The organism is Streptomyces sp. Tu 3180, from assembly GCF_009852415.1.
In the GTDB taxonomy this organism is placed as follows: domain Bacteria; phylum Actinomycetota; class Actinomycetes; order Streptomycetales; family Streptomycetaceae; genus Streptomyces.
The window spans coordinates 390,791-407,112 of record NZ_WOXS01000002.1 but is presented as its reverse complement, the minus strand read 5'-3'; the positions used below and the strand labels follow the sequence as shown (position 1 = coordinate 407,112).

Annotated in this window: 16 protein-coding genes and 2 pseudogenes; 10 read left to right on the top strand and 8 right to left on the bottom strand. The window is 70.5% G+C overall.

Features of this window, described 5'->3' with window-relative positions; all coding sequences use genetic code 11:
- Window positions 1-601: 601 nt before the first annotated feature.
- On the top strand, window positions 602-844 hold the full coding sequence (locus GL259_RS03195; protein WP_159528965.1) for a hypothetical protein: 243 nt from the start codon (window positions 602-604) through the stop codon (window positions 842-844).
- Window positions 837-1,931: a response regulator gene (locus GL259_RS03190; protein WP_159528963.1), complete on the top strand. Its 1,095-nt coding sequence runs from the start codon at window positions 837-839 to the stop codon at window positions 1,929-1,931. The genes GL259_RS03195 and GL259_RS03190 overlap by 8 nt, the downstream gene beginning before the upstream one ends.
- A 157-nt stretch (window positions 1,932-2,088) precedes the next feature.
- Here the strand turns inward: GL259_RS03190 and GL259_RS03185 are convergent, their stop codons facing one another.
- Window positions 2,089-3,027, bottom strand: a complete 939-nt coding sequence (locus GL259_RS03185) for an SDR family oxidoreductase (protein WP_159528961.1) — start codon at window positions 3,025-3,027, stop codon at window positions 2,089-2,091.
- Between the two features lie 423 nt (window positions 3,028-3,450).
- Between GL259_RS03185 and GL259_RS03180 the strand changes: the two genes are divergently transcribed.
- Window positions 3,451-4,020 (top strand): rhomboid family intramembrane serine protease, encoded by a 570-nt coding sequence (locus GL259_RS03180; protein WP_243762227.1) that lies wholly within the window; start codon window positions 3,451-3,453, stop codon window positions 4,018-4,020.
- 61 nt (window positions 4,021-4,081) lie between these two features.
- Here the strand turns inward: GL259_RS03180 and GL259_RS03175 are convergent, their stop codons facing one another.
- A complete protein-coding gene (locus GL259_RS03175; RefSeq protein ID WP_159528957.1) occupies window positions 4,082-4,792 on the bottom strand; it encodes a hypothetical protein in 711 nt (236 codons plus the stop codon).
- Between the two features lie 185 nt (window positions 4,793-4,977).
- Here GL259_RS03175 and GL259_RS03170 point away from each other — a divergent pair.
- Both GL259_RS03170 and GL259_RS03165 read left to right on the top strand, forming a co-directional pair.
- Window positions 4,978-5,253 (top strand): annotated as a pseudogene (locus tag GL259_RS03170) (IS5/IS1182 family transposase); the annotation flags it as partial.
- Window positions 5,254-5,309: 56 nt separating this feature from the next.
- Window positions 5,310-6,149, top strand: coding sequence for an endonuclease/exonuclease/phosphatase family protein (locus GL259_RS03165; RefSeq protein ID WP_159538322.1), 840 nt, complete (start codon window positions 5,310-5,312; stop codon window positions 6,147-6,149).
- Between the two features lie 93 nt (window positions 6,150-6,242).
- Here the strand turns inward: GL259_RS03165 and GL259_RS03160 are convergent, their stop codons facing one another.
- Window positions 6,243-6,482: a transposase gene (locus GL259_RS03160; RefSeq protein ID WP_208026417.1), complete on the bottom strand. Its 240-nt coding sequence runs from the start codon at window positions 6,480-6,482 to the stop codon at window positions 6,243-6,245.
- 7 nt (window positions 6,483-6,489) lie between these two features.
- On the opposite strand from GL259_RS03160, the gene GL259_RS03155 reads away from it, so the two are divergent.
- Window positions 6,490-7,278 carry an aminoglycoside adenylyltransferase family protein gene (locus GL259_RS03155; RefSeq protein WP_159528953.1) on the top strand — a complete coding sequence of 263 codons (789 nt, stop codon included), beginning with the start codon at window positions 6,490-6,492 and terminating at the stop codon, window positions 7,276-7,278.
- A gap of 169 nt (window positions 7,279-7,447) precedes the next feature.
- Here GL259_RS03155 and GL259_RS03150 read toward each other — a convergent pair whose 3' ends face one another.
- The 5 genes and pseudogenes from GL259_RS03150 to GL259_RS03130 all read right to left on the bottom strand — a co-directional run bounded on the left by GL259_RS03150 (window position 7,448) and on the right by GL259_RS03130 (window position 11,543).
- Window positions 7,448-7,957 carry a hypothetical protein gene (locus tag GL259_RS03150; protein ID WP_159528951.1) on the bottom strand — a complete coding sequence of 170 codons (510 nt, stop codon included), beginning with the start codon at window positions 7,955-7,957 and terminating at the stop codon, window positions 7,448-7,450.
- Between the two features lie 97 nt (window positions 7,958-8,054).
- A pseudogene (locus GL259_RS03145) lies at window positions 8,055-8,174 on the bottom strand (GNAT family N-acetyltransferase); the annotation flags it as partial.
- A gap of 107 nt (window positions 8,175-8,281) precedes the next feature.
- On the bottom strand, window positions 8,282-9,382 hold the full coding sequence (locus GL259_RS03140) for a LacI family DNA-binding transcriptional regulator (RefSeq protein WP_159528949.1): 1,101 nt from the start codon (window positions 9,380-9,382) through the stop codon (window positions 8,282-8,284).
- Window positions 9,383-9,424: 42 nt separating this feature from the next.
- A complete protein-coding gene (locus GL259_RS03135; RefSeq protein WP_159528947.1) occupies window positions 9,425-10,297 on the bottom strand; it encodes a PfkB family carbohydrate kinase in 873 nt (290 codons plus the stop codon).
- Between the two features lie 244 nt (window positions 10,298-10,541).
- The gene (locus GL259_RS03130) at window positions 10,542-11,543 is read right to left on the bottom strand and encodes an SIS domain-containing protein (RefSeq protein ID WP_159528945.1); all 1,002 of its coding nucleotides are present in this window, start codon (window positions 11,541-11,543) and stop codon (window positions 10,542-10,544) included.
- 359 nt (window positions 11,544-11,902) lie between these two features.
- Between GL259_RS03130 and GL259_RS38470 the strand changes: the two genes are divergently transcribed.
- From GL259_RS38470 to GL259_RS03110, 4 genes are read left to right on the top strand one after another with little or no spacing between them, the layout of a single operon-like run.
- Entirely contained in the window at window positions 11,903-13,222 is a 1,320-nt protein-coding gene (locus GL259_RS38470; protein ID WP_159528943.1) for an extracellular solute-binding protein, read from the top strand.
- A 28-nt stretch (window positions 13,223-13,250) separates the two neighbouring features.
- Window positions 13,251-14,138 (top strand): sugar ABC transporter permease, encoded by an 888-nt coding sequence (locus GL259_RS03120; protein WP_243762226.1) that lies wholly within the window; start codon window positions 13,251-13,253, stop codon window positions 14,136-14,138.
- Window positions 14,132-14,968 carry a carbohydrate ABC transporter permease gene (locus GL259_RS03115; protein WP_159528941.1) on the top strand — a complete coding sequence of 279 codons (837 nt, stop codon included), beginning with the start codon at window positions 14,132-14,134 and terminating at the stop codon, window positions 14,966-14,968. The genes GL259_RS03120 and GL259_RS03115 overlap by 7 nt, the downstream gene beginning before the upstream one ends.
- Before the next feature lie 42 nt (window positions 14,969-15,010).
- The gene (locus tag GL259_RS03110; protein ID WP_159528939.1) at window positions 15,011-16,246 is read left to right on the top strand and encodes a hypothetical protein; all 1,236 of its coding nucleotides are present in this window, start codon (window positions 15,011-15,013) and stop codon (window positions 16,244-16,246) included.
- The last annotated feature ends 76 nt before the right edge of the window (window positions 16,247-16,322 follow it).

Sequence of the window (16,322 nt, the reverse complement as noted above, 5' to 3'; positions counted from 1 at the left end):
CAAATGCAGCAGTGGACCGGCGAGTCGGGCGCTCGCCGGGGCCGAATTCACCCGTACGCCGTCACGTCGGGAGCCGACGACTTCGCCACGGGTCCGGGCGGAGCCCCCGCCGACGGCCGGACCACCCCGTTCGGCACGTCGCCCGGCGGCCGATTCCGCGGTCACCCGCGTGCGGAGGCCGTGTGACCGTGTTCGGCCTCGGCACCGCCGCGCCGGCGGAGTTCACCGCCCACACCGGCGGTGGCACGAGCGTCCCCGGAAGCCGGCCGTCTCACCGGCGTCGACGGCTTCCGGTACGTCGGCACCGGCCTCCCCGTCCGGAAGACGGCTCCACCGGGCGGTGCCGTGCGCCGGGGCGGGACGTCGGCACCACAGCCGCGGGTGTTGCCGCAACACCCCCCACCGGACCGCTTCCGACCTGCGGACCGGCAGTGTTGCGGACGGCCGGGCGGGGACGGCAACGGACCGTGGATGTTGCCGGTTCGTCGGTTGCCTGGCGCAACGGATTCACCTGCCGTCATTGTGTGGCGTGTCGCAAGGCGTGCCCATCCGGGGCGCGCTGTTCCGCCGGCGTCCGGCGGGGTGAGGAAGGGCAGGTTCGATGGACCGTTCGCTTGTGTCGGTGAGGGCGGCGCTGGTGCTGTTACTGGCGGCGTTGGCCGGTGTCGGTGCCGGCCTGTTGTCGGTGCTGGCCGGTAACGGGACAGCGGCCGGCGTGCTCACCGGGCTCACCGCCGCGGGCGGGGCCTTGCCGGTGTTCAACCAGGCGATCGCCCCGGACGCCGGCCACCGCAGGCCGGCCGTGCGCGAGGCCGGGGCGAAGGGCGGGAACACCCATGGGTGAGCTGCGTCCTCTCGCCCAGGACCTGACACCGGAATCGCGGGCGCTGGCCATGGCGCTGCGAGAGCTGTTCGAGGGCCTGCAGGTCTCGGTTCGCCGCTACGCGGCCCGCCGCGTGCGCGACGCCGGCACCTTCTCCCGTTACCTCAGCGGCAGTCGCATCCCGCCGTGGGAAGTGGTGATGGACCTGTTCACCGACGTCGCCGAACACCGGGGCACGGCCGCCACCCCGGACGCCATCGAGCTGGTGCGCCGCCTGCACCGGGCGGCCGTCGAAACCAGCGCCTCACCCCGCCACGCGGTCGAAGTGCTCGAGCAGCAGCTCGCCGAAGCCGACCGGGTGTCCCGCCGCTCCACCGCCCGCGGCGACGCGCTGGGCGACGCGCTGCTGGACCGCAAGCACCGCATCGCCGACCTGGAAGTGCGCCTGAACCAGCTGGAGGCGGAGTGGAGCGCGGAGCGCGAACGAGCCGAACGCCTGGCCGCCGCCAACCCCGGCGTCACCGACCTGCTGCACGAACGCGACCGGCTTCAGGACGAAGTCACCCGCCTGTCCGTCCAGCTCCACGAGGCGCAGAAACAGCGCGACGAAGCCGAACAACGGTGCACCCTGCTGGAGCGACAGCTGGAGGCGGTGGAACAGGTCCAGACCGTCGCCGCTGTGGCACCGGTGGTCCCGCGGGCCATGCCCAAGGTCCTCATCGTCGACGATCAGCCGGACAACCTGCTGGCCATGACCGCGGTCCTGTCCACCCTCGACCAGGAACTGGTCGCCGTGTCCTCCGGACGCGAAGCCCTCAAGGCGCTCCTCGACCACGACGACTTCGCCGTGATCATCATGGACGTCCAGATGCCCGACATGGACGGCTACGAGACCGCTGCCCACATCAAACGGCGTCCCCGCACCCACGACGTCCCCATCATCTTCCTCACCGCCATGGGCGCCGATCCCGAACACTCCGCCCGCGGCTACGCCGCCGGCGCGGTCGACTACATCAGCAAACCCTTCGACCCCTGGGTCCTGCGCGCCAAGGTCGCGGTCTTCACCGGCATCTACCTCGAACAGCGACGCCTCGCCGGGGACCAGTGAGCGCCGGACCCGGCGGCGCCACCGGCAGGCGGCGGCCGGCCGCGGTCCGGCCGGATGCACGGCGAGGAGCCGCCGCCGCCTCGCCGGACGGCCGCACCGGATCGACGGCCGTGGCTGCCGGGCGAGCCGTGCGGGACGCCCTGGGCACTCGCGCGGCCTACCGGCTGCCGGAGGGGCGGCCGGCGGACAGGTGGGAGTCCCAGTCGGCGCGACCGCCGGCGCCCAGGACGCCCACCTGGGCCGACAGCTCGCTGCGGGGGTGGGTCCTCAGCTCGCGCCGGGCGACTCGGGCGACGACCAGGGGGAAGAGCGGCCGCAGGGGCTGGCACCAGCGGAGCCAAGGAGGTGCGTAGACGTGGTGGGAGCGGCGGGTGATGCCGGTGGTGAGCCAGTCGGCGACCTGGGCGGGGCTGTGGACCCGCCGCGCGAAGCGGGGCTGGTTCCGCCGCAGGGCCTGCAGGACGGGATGGTCGTCGATGCCGGCGACCATGTCGGTGCCCGTCCAGTGGAGGTAGGCGACGCCGACGGCGACCCCGTCGGGTTCGACCTCGCCACGCAGTGCCTGGGCGAAGGATTCGGCGCCGGCTTTGGAGGCGCAGTAGGCGCTCATCATGGGGGCGGAGCCGAAGGCGGCCGTGGAGGCGATCTGGAGGAAATAGCCACGGGTGCGGGTGAGCTGCGGAAGGAAGGCCCTGGCGGTATTGGCGGATCCGACGAGATTGACGTCGACGACCCGCTGCCACAGGTCGGCCGGGGTGCTGCCGAACGGGCCCCCGGCCGCGATGCCGGCATTGGCCACCACCACACTCGCCGGGCCCAGCTCGCTCTCCACCCGCCGGGCGGCGCTCTCGAGAGCGGTTCGGTCGGTGACGTCGGCTTCGACGCAGAAGCTCCGGTTCGGCAGTGACTCGGCCGCCCGGCACAGGGTCTCCTCCTCACGGCCGAGCAGCGCGACGAGCATGCCGGCATCGGACAGGCGCTGGGACAGGGCTTCCCCGATTCCGCGCGCGGCGCCGGTCACGACGGCGACCCGTCCGCGCAGCGGTGTGCCGGCAGCCGGGCGGCGGCCCCCGACGGCACCGGAGAGCTCGCGCATCTGCGTCCACATCCCTCATCCACGCCTATGAAGGAATTTCATTCATATACCCCGAAACGCGCACCCGCACGTCCGGGACGAACCGCCCGGGAGCCCGCGGACCGCCGGCGCGCCTGCCTCACCGGCCCGGCTGATGCGAGGAGGCGAGGGGGAGAGGGGGAGAGGCAACTGACCGGAGGGCGTACGGCGCCACCGTCGGCCGCGGACGGGGGCGGCCACCGTGTGCGCGACACCCGCGCCCGGACTGCCCGCAGAGCGGGAACCAAGCCCTCCCTCCCGGCGTTGAGCGGTACACCGGGAGAACCAGGAAGTCTCATGAGGTACGGATCGCAGTACGGCCCCGAATCCCCCTACGGATCGCACGACGTCGTTCGACCCGCGCCCCGGTCGCGCCGTGAGCGAGCCAGGACCGCCTGTCTTCTGATGGCCGGCTGGGTCACTCTGCTGTGGGTGCTCGAGGCCGTCGACACGGCGAGCGGTCACGCCCTGGACACCTTCGGCGTCAGCCCGCGTCGACCGGGCGAACTGCGGGACGTCGTGCCCGCCGCCTTCGTGCACTTCGGCTTCGACCACCTCGCCGCGAACAGCGTGCCGCTGCTGATCCTCGGCTTCCTCGCCGCGCTGTCCGGCATGCGCCGGTTCCTCGCCGTCGTCGTGGTGATCGTCCTCGCCGGCGGCCTGGGAGTGTGGCTGACGGCGCCCGCACACTCCACGACCGGGGGTGCGTCCGGTGTCGTCTTCGGTCTCTTCGGCTACCTGCTGGCACGCGGCTTCGTGGATCGCCGCGCCGGCGACATCGCCGTGGGCGCTCTCGTCGCCGTGGTCTACGGGTCGCTCCTGTGGGGCGTCCTGCCGACGACTGCCGGGATCAGCTGGCAGGGGCATCTCTTCGGACTGCTGGGCGGGGTGGCTGCGGCCTTCGCGTTCCGCAGGCCACGCGACGAGCGTGAAGCGGCCGCAACGGTGCGCGCCCGGAGGACCTGGCAGGCCTGATCGACGCGGGAAGGGTGCCGGCGGACATGGACGGCGATCGCTTCCCACCCCACCGGAGGGGTCAACGCCGTGCTGCGGCGGCTCGCAGTTTCTTGTGCTGCCGGCTCGCGACGGAGGCCGGTACCGGGACGGGCACCTCTGCGTCCTCGTTCATGAGATAGGTGGCGAAGACGCCCCCGGTGCGGACGACGGTCATGACATTTCCCTTCCCGTCGGGGGAGAGGACATTGGTCAGGAGGTATGTGACGGAGTCGTCCCCGGTCCTCGCCGCGGCCAGGGGCCGTACGCTGAAGCGGTGGGTCCAGCCTCGCTGAGAGCGGGCGGTGAACCCGCGGCACTCCGTCAGGGCTTCCCTGAGCTCCGCCATCCAGGTCTCGGCGTCCTGGCCGGTGTGGCTGGTCAGGGTCACACTGCCGGGTGCCGCCTCGGGGGCCGCGCCGTCGGGCTTCATGGTCGCCCAGACCACTGCCTTGCGCGGGTGCTTCGGGCGCACGCTCATCATGTCGGCGATCGGACGGCATGAGGGCCGGTCCGCCGTGACGACGTCCTCGGCTTCCAGGAGGGCCATGCTCTGAGGCACCGTGGTGAAACCGGGGAGCTCGCCGCCGTCGGGCAGCGCCTCCGCCAGTTGCGCCTTGGTCAGCGGTCGTTGTCCTGCCGGGGAGGGCCGGGACTCGCTGGTGGATCCGGCTGCTGGGCCGCAGGCCGTGGTGGCCGCGGAGACGGCCGACAGGACGACGAACATCAACGCGCGTCGTATGACGCTGTGCACAGGCACCTTCTCCTCGACTTGGGAGCGCCTGGTCGTGCGCCCGCTGCCGTGTGGCCGAACGATGATCTCAGACCCGGATCAGGGAGCCAGCCCTTGGCTCCGCGGCGTGAACGCCCGGGACTTCTCCCGGGCCGCTGAGGGCCGCAAAGAGAGTGGAGTCCCAACCCGTCGGCGCGGAAATCCCGTTGATCGCCCCGGTGCACCTGCGTACGCACGACACACTCGTGCGGATCGCGGCAGGGTCCGGCACCCCGGTGGGAACCGCCCAGGTACGCATCCACGTCACGGCGGTGGTCCGCCTGCCGGCCGCCCGCGCCCCGGACCTGCTGGAGGTCCCGCGGGAGAACGATCCGGATGTCGTGCTGCTGGACGGAACCCTCGCGGAGTGCGACCGCGTCGGCGACAGCCCCGCCGACCACTCAGCCGAGCACCGCCGACACGACGTGCGTCTCCAGCTGATCCCATAACCTCTTACATGAAAATGTCAGATGCCACCGGTATCCACTTGGGGGAGGCGATGGTGCTCGGCAGGAGCACGCGTTTGCTCGCAGGCGCCTTGATCGTGGCCTGCACGGTGCTCGTCGGCCCCAGTGCACCGGGCGGCGCCCCCTTCGCCAGGTCACTGCCCGTCGAAGCCGTCAGGGACGTCGTGCCGAACAGGGTCATGACGTGGAACCTCTGCAACCCCTGCGAGGAAAGCGACGCCGACCGGGCAGCGGAGATCGCCGCGTATGCGCCCCAGGTCGTCGGCGTGCAGGAAGCGTGCGTGCGTGACGTCGAGAGGATCCGGGACTATCTGGAGAACCTGCACGGGCTGGTTTACCACGTCGAGTACGGGACGGTTCTCCAGAGCTGGAGCCGCTGTGGGGGAGTGCCGTGGAATCCGGGGGCCTACGGCCAGGCGGTTCTCTCGGTGGCACCGATGAAGGACCTCGTCAGCGTGGAGTACCCCGACGGCGGATCCGAAGACCGTGGGTACATGGCAGTCACCACCACCGTGGGCGGCCGGTCCGTCCGGGTCTTCAACACCCACCTCGCCCAACGACGTCAAGAGGCGGTCCGGGCGGAGCAGGTCGGCGTGCTCGCCGCAGCCGTCGCCCGGCACGACCGCGCGATCGTCCTCGGCGACTTCAACGCCGTGCCGGACGCCCCCGAACTCGCCGGGATGTGGGCACTGGCCGCGGACACAGACCCCCAGTGCCATCCGTCGCCCACCGGCACCTGCAAGCCGACCACCGACTGGCAGAGCAAGTTCGACTACGTTTTCCTGCGGGGCGTCGTCCCGCTCAGGCACCGCGTGCAGCCCACCCCGCACTCGGACCACCACCTGCTGCACACCGACCTGGACGCCGCTTGAGAGCACCCGATCGGCGTTCGTGCCGTTGTGGCGGCATGTCCGTTTCGATTCGCCAGGTCGGTGCGGAACACCCCTCAGCTCGCGGACGTCCTGTCAGCCACCGCCCGGTGGACCGTCGCCCGGGATCTCCGGGAAGTCATGCGGCAGGTGTTCCCACGGGATGCCGGTGCGGTTGACGTACGGAACCACGGTGACGATCTCCCGCAGATCGTGCGCCCGGGCCACCGTGCCGGGCCCGGTTCGCCTGGCCCGCCAGGCGGTGAAGACCGGTTGGACCGAGGCCCAGCGGGCGTCGGAGACTGCACTGCAGTCGGACCGGACGACGGGAGACACTGGCGTGGTGAATCAGCTTCAGGAGATCGCGGGACTGGCCGGTGGTGTGCTGGGCGGGGATCTCGTCGGCGCCTACCTTCACGGGTCTTCCGTACTCGGAGGCCTCAGACCAGCCAGCGACGTGGACGTACTGCTCGTCTCCCGGAGGTCGATGGACGAGCGGGAACGACGGGCGCTCCTCGGTGGTCTGCTGGAGATCTCCGGCTCCCGGAAGGGGGCCCGCCCGGTCGAGCTCACCGTGGTCGTCCAGTCCGGGGTCCAGCCATGGCGGTACCCTCCGACCTGCGACTTCCTGTACGGCGAGTGGCTGCGCGCCGAGTACGAGGCCGGGCAGGTCCCCCGGCCGGAGCCGATGCCCGATCTGGCCCTGCTGATCACGATGGCGCTGACCGGCGACTGCCCCCTCGCCGGCCCGCGGCCGACACAGGTCCTCGGCCCCGTCCCGCACTCCGACCTGGTCCGGGCGAGCGTGGCGGGTATCCCCGAGCTGCTCGACGACCTGGACGGCGACACCCGCAACGTCCTGCTGACCTTCGCGCGCATCTGGACCACGCTCGGCACCGGCCGGATCAGGCCGAAGGACGCCGCCGCCGACTGGGCCCTCGCCCGGCTCCCTCCCGAACACCGCCCCGTGCTCGAGCACGCCAGGCAGCTCTATCTCAACTGCCGTTACTCCGAGGAGAGCTGGAGCGAGACGCTGCAGGCACAGGTCCGTCCGCATGTGGACCGCGTGCTCGCCGAGATCGACCGGTTGAGCCCCCGGGGCCGGCGGACACGACCGCTCCCGATGTCCTGATCACCGAGGGTGTTCCGACCGCGCTGGTCACAGCCACTCGTTCGGGTGTGGCAGGGCCTCGTCCCCCACGGCGGAGCTGCCGGGGACGGCGCGTTGCGCATGCCGACCGCCACGTGGACGATCGTGCGTCGGCGAGACGGGCCGCCGAACTACGCCACCGTCGTGACGATCACGGGTACTCGTACGTCGTGCACTGACGCAAACCGGCCCAATAGTTCTCGGAGCCGTTGAAGTAAACCGCCGGCACCCAGCCCCATCTGCCGTTGTCGGCCATGGTGATCGCCCAGTCCTTCGAGCTGTACCCGTACGCCGAATAGGTGTCCGTGTAGCTGCTCGAACGGCAGACGAACCAGTTGCTGCTGCCGGCGTACACAAGGTCGCCCACGACTTGTCTGGTGGTGTAGGGCTTGTTGTACACAGGCGTATTCGATTTCCAGATCGGACAGTACTGGACGTGACTGACGTTGAAGCTGTAACCGTCCATGTGGGCGACCAGCTGCTTGGAAACCTGAGCACCGCATGCGGTGGCCGCGTACGCGGGCGAGCCGAACCCCACCAGAGCGGTCGACCCGACGGCGAGGGAGGCGACGGTGGCCGCGCCCCTGACCAGGGGACGCCTCAGGGCTGACAGGGCGCGCCGCGCCGTCCCGACGCGCCGGCGCCGTTCGGTGGTCTGCATGGTTCCTCCCCCTGTGAAGACTCTGCAAGGGCAGGGTAGTGAGAGCCGCGGGTCCGCACAGTGCGTAAATGAGTCATGGTCGACGACGCGTTCATGACCGGTCGAAGAAGTCGTCGCCGCGGTCGGGGATCGAGGCAGCGAAGCAGGTGCGGTTCGCCGGCTCGAAGGCCAGGACCGCCGGGGCGCGGCCGGCATGCAGCCGCTTCAGCTCGGGCATCGCCCGACCCCACCCAGATCGTGCGCTGGGGCCACCTGAGTTTCCGCCAGTGGCGGACAGCCCCAGGACCAGGGCACATAACGGTCTACGGCCGGACTACCAAGCCCTCACGCCCGGCCGGGCGGCGCCGCCACCGACGAACGGTCCACAAGACGGGTGCGCAGGGTGTGCATCTCCCGGCGGGGCTCGGCTCCCGCGAGGACGTCGAGCAGCACCTCGGCGGCCGTGGACCCGAGCCGGTGCACCGGCTGCTCGATCATGGTCAGCGGTGGCACCATGACCGCGGCCCAGGCGCTGTCGTCGAACCCGATCAGGGACACATCACCGGGGCACGACAACTCCCGCGCGCGGATGGCCCGCAGTGCACCGGTGACGCCGTCGGTCTCGGTGCAGAACAGCGCGGTGACGCGGTCGGGGAGGTCGAGCATCCGGGCGACCTCCCGGGCCGCCCGCTCCTCCACCTTCGGCCCGACCATCACCAGTTCGGGGTCGAAGGGGATGCCCGCGTCGTCGAGCGCGTCGAGGTATCCGCGCAGGCGCTCCCCGTCGGTCCACAGATTGCGGGACGCGGCGGCGATCAGTTCCCGGCGGGTCGCGGGAGCCTTGTCCACCGGTGGGCCCCAGACGAATCCGATACGCCGGTGACCGGCCGCGATGAGCTTCTCCACCGCCTCGCGCGCCGCGTCCCGGTTGTCGATGACGACGGCGTCCAGATCGAGCGAGGGCACCGCGCGGTCGACGAGGACCACCGGGATTCCGCGGTCGAGGGCCGTGCGGATGTGGCCCACCGAGGAGCGGTCGACCGCCGCCGACGCGACGATCATGCCGTCGACGCGCTTGTCGATGAGGACGTTGGCCGCCGCCACCTCCTCGTCGAGCCTCTCGTACGTACTGACGACCAGCGTGTCGAATCCGCGGGCGCGGGAGGTGTCGCAGATGCCGCGTACGACACCCGCGAAGAACGGGTTGCCGATGTCCGCGACGATGACCCCGAGGGTGTGGGTCACCCCTGTCGACATGCTGCGGGCCAGCGCGTTCGCGCGATAGCCGAGCTTCTCGGCCGCGGCGAGCACCCGCTCCTTCAGCTCCGGGCTGACGTATCCGTATCCGCCGAGCGTGCGGGCGGCGGTCGCCCGGCCGACACCGGCCTCCGCGGCCACCTCGGAGATCGTCGGGGACGCCGACGGGCGGGGCCGCTCTCCTGACATCGCTCGGTACCTCGCTTCTCGTGATCGACGGCTGTCCACATGCTAGACACAGCCGGTGGGCCGGCCACGGCCGAATGCCGCCTCGGTGAAGCACTGGTCGTGGGCGGCGTCCGCGCCGTCGTGCAGCGCGCGTTCCAGCTGGTGACGGTCGGGCGGGGTCGGTCTCCGCCATCCCGCGCGCAGCAGCGAGACCACGAAACCGGCGAGGAAGGCGTCACCGCAGCCCATCGTGTCGACGAGGGGTGCCCCGCTGTCCAGGGGGCGGGCAGGCGCCGCCACGGTCGTGCGGCCGTCGTGGGCGACGGCGCCCTCGGCGCCTCGGGTGGCGAGGGCGAGTCCGGCGCCGCGCCGCACCGCCTCGGCCAGCAGGTCGCGGGTGGCCGTCTCGTCCAGGTGGGAGCAGGACAGCAGCACGAGGTCGGCGTACGGGCAGACCCGGTCCAGGTAGCCGGGCGTGCGGTACTCCTCCTCGCTGGACAGGTCGAAGGTCGTGAGCGTCTCGAGACCGGCGAGCTTGGGCAGTTCGCCCTCGCTGCCCGAGTACACGCTGGAGTGCACCAGGTCGAAGGAGGACACGTAGGCGAGCAGACCGCTGTCGAGGACCAGCGGCTCGCGCACGGTGACGCCGCCTCCGTTCCAGCCGAGGAAGACACGGTCGCCGGAGTCGACCCGGAGGGTGGACACGCCGCTCTCGCCGTCGCGCACGGCGCAGTGGTCGACGGCCACCCCGGTGTCGGCGATGGCCTCGCGCAGGAAGCGGCCGAGGGCGTCGTCGCCGAACACTCCGAGGTACGCCGCCTCCAGGCCGAGGCGTCTGGCGTAGACGGCCACGTTCACGCTGTTGCCGCCCGGGTAGTCGACGCCGCGGTCGACGAACCGGTCGACGATGTTGTCGCCGAAGCCAAGGACTCTCATGGGTTCTCCTGTGCGCTGGCCCGGCACGCCACGGGGCGGGGGCACGGACGGGCGCCCGGCACCGGACTCGGTGCCGGGCGGCGGGTGCGAACTGCGGACTGCGGACCGTGCGGAAGCAAGACGGCGGAAGCGAGACGACGGTCGTGCGCCGCAGCTCCCGGGCGGGACGAGGGCGCCGCACCGGGTCGCGCCGGCCGCTGCCGCCGGGGTCCTTCCCCGGTGCGGCAGCGGCCGGCCGCGTGTCTCAGTAGTCCATGACGCGGTAGTAGCGGCGCAGGTCGAGCGAGTGTCCGCGCACCCTCTCCAGGTGCTTGCTGACCCGGCCCATGACGGTGTCGAGCACCAGCGGTGCGAGCAGGCCGCGGAACTCGGGACTGACGCCGGGCAGCGGGTAGTCGCGGGTGTCGAAGACGGTCACGTCGCGGGAGATGCGCTTGGCGAAGGCCTCGACCCGGTCGGTGAGGGCGCGGGTCTCGTCCTCTCCCTGGAAGACGAGCACGCTCGTGTCCTCTTCGAGGAGTTCCAGGGAGCCGTGGAAGAACTCGGCGCTGTGCACGCGGGTGGTGCGCAGCCACTGCATCTCCTCGAGGATGCACATGGAGTACAGGTAGGTGAACCCCCACAGGTTTCCGCCGCCGACCAGGAAGTGGTAGTCGGTGTCCTTGTGGGCCTCGGCGAAGGCGGCGGCCGTCGACTCGGCCCGCCGTGCCACGTCGAGCAGGACGCCGGGCAGTCCGGCGAGTTCACCGGCGAGCTTGTCGTACCCCTCGAACTCGCCCCGGCGCGCGAGCAGCCGCCCCATGAGCAGCAGCATCTGCGGGTCGAAGGGCCAGGCCTTCGGCTCGGAGACGAGGGCCACGTCCACGCTCCGGGCGACGGGGGACTCGGCGTAGCCCGTGAACCCGACGGTGCGAACCCCCCTCGCCTTGCAGTACTCGATGGCCCGGAGGCTGTCCTCGGTGGTGCCCGACACCGAGGTGAAGACGGCGACCGAGCGCTCACCGAGCGTCGCCTCCGCCCCGGTGACCAGCTCCGCCGCGATGACGGCGTGGACGGGCAGCGTCGAGGTGCGGCGGGCGAGCTGTTCGTACGGCCACATCTGGGCGTAGGTGCCGCCGGCACCGACGAGGAAGAGGTTGTCGAAGCCGTCGTCCGTGAGGCGGTCGGCGAGTTCCTCGATCCGGGGGCGCAGGGCCACCGTGCTCGCCAGCTGGGAGAGGAATTCCGGCTCATCGAATCCGAGCATCTTCGCGTCCTTTCGGGAACGGGTGCGGCCGGCGGCGCTGAGCGACCTGATACCGGTATCACGCGGGCCACACGCTGACACAGCGCATCGACGGCGTCAACAGCGGTGAGGCTCCCGCAGGCGTGCGGCCCACCCGACAAGCGCTCTGATCTGCTGTTTCATCAATCCGCGCGGAGGGGAGCAGTCGCGCTGCGGCATACCCTCACGCCTTTCCGCAGAAGATCTTCGCTCCGGCTCTGGTACCGGTATCAGATTCTCTGTACAGTCGCCGCACGCCAGCGGCCGTCCCCCGGACACCCCGCAGCGGATCCGACGCGCCCGCGCCTTCGGCGGGCCCTCCCATCGACGAAAGGACGCCCATGCGCACACGTGCACTGACGCGGTCCGCGGCACTCCTCGGGGCCTCGGCACTCGCCCTCACCGGCTGCTTCGCCGGACCGGCGAAGGGTCCCGTGGCCGACGTGACCGCGAAGCCGGAGCACTCCGGCACCCTGAGCATCCTCACCAAGTTCGCCGGCGAGCCCCTGGAGCCCTACTTCGAAGACCTCGCCGCCGCGTACGAGCGCAAGCACCCCGAGGTGAACGTCGAGCTGATCCAGGAGACCGACCAGAGCATCAAGGACAAGACCAAGACGCTCACCGCGTCGGACGCCCTGCCCGACATCTACTTCACCTGGACGGGCAACTGGGCGGAGAACTTCATCCGCGGAGGCCGCGCGGCGGACCTCACCCAGGTGATCGGCCCCGACACCGCGTGGGGCAGGACCTTCGGTGAGTCGGCGCTGTCGGCGTTCGCCCACGACGGCCGCTACTACGGCGTCCCGCTGTACAACAACGGCAAGTTCATGGGCTACAACAAGTCTGCCTTCGACAAGGCCGGCGTCGACGTGCCGAAGACCTTCGAAGAGCTGATCGCCGCCTGCCCGGACCTGCGGGAAGCCGGCTACGAGCCCATCGCCTTCGGCAACAAGGACGGCTGGCCCGCCCTGCACTACCTCCAGCAGCTCTTCGCCCACAACGTGCCGACCGACGTCCGCGAGGCCGACTACGACCCGAAGACCGCCACCTGGGACGACCCGGGCTACCTGGTCGCCCTCAAGCAGTTCAAGACCCTGGTGTCCGACTGCACCGACACCGGACGCGGCACCAACGGCGTCCTCTACACCTCGGCACAGGAGGCCTTCGGGCAGGGGAAGGCCGCCATGTACTACCAGGAGATCCTGGAATTCGACAACACCACCTCCGGCGGCATGCTCAAGCCCGGGAACCTGGGCATCTTCCCGCTGCCCGCCGCCGCCGAGGCCAAGGGAAACCCGAAGGTCGTCGAGGGCGCGCCCGAGGGGTACTTCGTCAACGCCCGGTCGCCGCGCGCGGCTCTCGCCGTCGACTTCATGAAGTTCGTGACGAGCACCGCCCACGCGAGGACCCTGTCCGCGCCGCCCTACGGTCAGCCGAGCACCGTGGTCGGCGCGGTGACGCCGCAGACGTCCAGCAAGGCCGTCCAGGAGGGGATCGACCTGGTCAATGAGGCCCCGCGGCTCGCCGGCTGGCTGGACATGGTCACCGCGCCGGAGGTCGCCGACGCGTGGCTGGCCGGCGGCGAGGCCCTCATCAGCGGCAGCAAGTCGCCCGAGCAGGTCATGGACGGCGTGCGCCGGGCCTCCGACTCCGCCGAGTGACCGGCGCGGGCTGAAGGGAATCAATCCGGTGCGCACTCTGTGCCGAAGAGCAGCCGGGCTCGCGTGGACCGTGCCGGCCCTCGTCCTGCTCGCGGTCTTCGTCTACCTCCCGCTCGTCCAGAACTTCGGCTACTCCACTCTGACCTGGGACATCTACAGCGGCAGCCAGCAGTTCGTCGGCCTGGACAACTACCGCGACCTGTTCGCCGACCCGGTCTTCTGGACCTCCTTCACCAACAACCTCTGGTACGCCCTGCTGTCGGTCGTCTTCCAGGTCTTCGGTGCCCTCCTGCTGGCCGCACTCGTCGAGAGCATCCGCAGTACGCGGTGGCAGCGCACCCTCCGGACGATCTACTTCATCCCCTCCGCGATCTCACTGACCGTCGCGGGACTGCTCTTCTACTTCGTCTACGAGCCCAACCTCGGCCTGCTCAACCACGCCCTGGAGGCGGTCGCGCCCGGCACGTTCGACCACGCCTGGCTGGGCCAGGAGAGCACCGCCATGACGGCGGTCATCGCGATGAGCCAGTGGCAGGGCTTCGGCTACTCGACGCTGCTGTTCGCCGTCGCCATCCAGCGGATCCCCGCGGAGCTCCACGAAGCGGCCGCCCTGGACGGCGCCGGACCCGTCCGCCGCTTCTTCCAGGTCACGCTCCCGCTCGTGCGGGAGATGACCGGACTCATGGTCCTGGTCACCGTGTCGGGCGCCTTCCAGGTGTTCAACGAGGTCATGGTGATGACCAGCGGCGGACCCGACAACTCGACCCACGTGCTCGGCACGTGGCTGTACCGCAACGGATTCGTACGCAACGACTTCGGCCACGCCGCTGCCATCGGCACCGTCATCTTCGTGATCACCCTCACGATCGCGATGGCACAGCTGTGGTTCACCCGGAGAAGAAGGGTGGAATGGTGAGCCGTCTCGGCTTCCTCGGCGTCATCGCGCGCCTGTTCATGTGGGCCTTCCTGCTGAGTCTCGCGGTCGTGGTGCTCTACCCGCTGCTGTGGATGATCCTGAACGGCTTCAAGACCAACGCCGAACTCTTCGGCAACCCCTTCGCGCTCCCCACCGACCTGAGCTTCGGCAACTACCGCGACGCGTGGAACCGCGGCGTCAGCGACTACCTCGCGACCAGCGTCCTGGTCACGGTGACGTCCACGGTGGCGACCGTCTTCATCAGTGCCTGGGCGGCGTACGGACTGACGCGGGTGAACATCCCGTTCAACAAGGTGCTCACCGCCGTCATCCTGGGCGGCCTCATGCTCACCCCGACCGTCGCCCTGGTCCCGCTGGTGCGCATGTTCCAGTCGATCGGCCTGTACAACAGCTTCTGGGCACTGCTCATCCTCTACACGGCCTTCCGTGTCCCCTTCACCACCTTCCTCATCCGCGCCTACATGATCGACCTGCCGCGCGAGGTGGACGAGGCGGCGCAGATCGACGGGGCCGGCCGCTGGACCGCGTTCTGGCGGATCATCCTGCCGATGTGCAAGCCCGTCATCACGTCCACCGTCCTGCTGCACGTGCTCTTCGCGTGGAACGAATACCTGTTCGCCATGGTGTTCACCAACGGCAGTGACGTGCAGACCCTGCCGGTCGGCCTGACGAGCCTGATGAGCAAGCACGGCACGGACTTTCCCGTCGTGTTCGCCGGCATGGTGATCGCCGCGGTCCCCGTCGTGCTCCTGTTCCTCTTCGGCCAGCGCTACATCGTCAAGGGCCTGGCCGACGGCGTCGGCAAGTGAACGCCCCCGGTAAGACCCGTCAGCCACATCGGCAGATCACTCATGGCGGTGACCGCTACGGCGGCCGCCTGGGCGGTCACCGCCATGAGCCTTGCCGCCTCACCGGCTGCTGCGGCACCTACCGAGACAACGGCGCCCCTGCCCGGCGACACCTGTACGGCGGCCGACCTCGGCACACGCCACCCGTACATCAAGACCACCGAAGTGTCCCCGACGGTCACCCACTTCAAGGGCTGGTACGTCACCGAGGGCACAACCGGCAACCAGGCCGTCAGCACCAGCACCCAGACGATCATCTCGGTCTCCGTCGGCCTCAACGGCAATGTCGAGGGCAGTTCCGCCGTCGAGACCCTCGGCGAGGTCGGCGCGAGCCTGGGCCTGAACGTAGAGGTCGACCACTCCTCCACCAGCACCGAGTCGAATTCGGTCACGTGGAACTTCAGCCAGCCCGGCTACTACGGCGTCTACAAGGGCACCAAGGAGGTCACCGGTACGGACGGAAGTCTCCACTGCGACCGCGTCCGACAAGGCGACGGCAGTCGGGCGTTGAAATGGATCGAGGGGCCCGACGGCGGCAGCTTCACCACCTACACCACCCCTGGGGAAGGCGCGGTGCGCTGCCAGGACGGTGCGCCCGCAGGCAGCATCACGGCCAAGGCACGAGACCTCCTCGACTGCGGCTCGGCCGCTGTGGGGGCCGAGCACCCGGCGGGTGCGGTGGCGCCGACGGCGAAGCAGAAGCGGGACCGCCTCGTGCAGCGCTCGGCTCTCACCAGCGGCACGTCCGCCGAACAGCCCAAGGCCACCGGGCGTAGCGCGCGGGCAGCTCTCGACTGCACGGCCGGCGCCTGCAAGATCGCCGTACCCGGCAAGCCCCTGTCCTGGGGCGCGCCGCTCCCGGCGGACGACGGTGTCCGCCTGCGGCCCCCGACGATCTTCAGCGCCCACCTGGACAACTGGCGCCTGTGCAACGTGACGGAGCGCAACGGGATCCTCGAGGCGTCCCTGCGGAACGGGGGCAACGGCGGGTGCGCGACCATCGCCGAGCAGAACGCGGCCTCCGAACGGGCGGTCCTGATGACCGCCCCCCGCACGGAGGACGACCTCCAGCGGTTCTACCTCTACCGCGACGTACCCGGCAGCTCGACGGTCGGTGTGCAGAACAAGTACACCGGCTCCATGGTGGGCCACGACCGGTACGCGGACGGGGAGTTCATACGCCAGTACTCCAGCGGCAGGCAGGACGGTACGGGTACGTACACCCTGATCGGAGTCTGACGGCCCACCCTTCGTGAGCGGCCCCGCACGTGAACCCTCGGCCTCCCGGTTTCGTGCGGGGCCCTTGCCGAGGGCG